This is a genomic window from Streptococcus mitis (genome assembly GCF_946190115.1).
Taxonomy (GTDB): Bacteria; Bacillota; Bacilli; order Lactobacillales; family Streptococcaceae; genus Streptococcus; species Streptococcus mitis_CO.
In genome coordinates, this window is the sequence record NZ_CAMHZG010000046.1 from 1 (window position 1) to 548 (window position 548).

1 pseudogene is annotated in these 548 nt (G+C 53.3%); it reads right to left on the reverse strand.

Features of this window, described 5'->3' with window-relative positions:
• A pseudogene (locus tag N8L90_RS09325) lies at positions 1-533 on the reverse strand (adhesive domain-containing protein); the annotation flags it as partial.
• Positions 534-548 lie beyond the last annotated feature (15 nt).

A 548-nucleotide genomic window follows, 5' to 3' on the forward strand; every position in this document is an offset into this window, starting at 1 on the left:
GTAGCGTCTACCTCAGCGTCAACAAGTGCCGTAGCGTCTACCTCAGCATCAACAAGTGCCGTAGCGTCTACCTCAGCAAGCACAAGCGCAGTAGCCTCTACATCAGCATCAACAAGCGCTGTAGCGTCTACCTCAGCGTCAACAAGTGCAGTAGCGTCTACCTCAGCGTCAACAAGTGCCGTAGCATCTACATCAGCATCAACAAGTGCCGTAGCCTCTACATCAGCAAGCACAAGTGCGGTAGCCTCTACTTCAGCGTCAACAAGTGCCGTAGCGTCTACATCAGCAAGCACAAGTGCAGTAGCGTCTACATCAGCATCAACAAGTGCGGTAGCGTCTACCTCAGCAAGCACAAGTGCCGTAGCGTCTACCTCAGCGTCAACAAGTGCCGTAGCGTCTACCTCAGCGTCAACAAGTGCCGTAGCATCTACGTCAGCAAGCACAAGTGCCGTAGCATCTACGTCAGCAAGTACAAGTGCAGTAGCGTCTACCTCAGCAAGTACAAGCGCTGTAGCGTCTACGTCAGCAAGCACAAGTGCTGTAGCGTC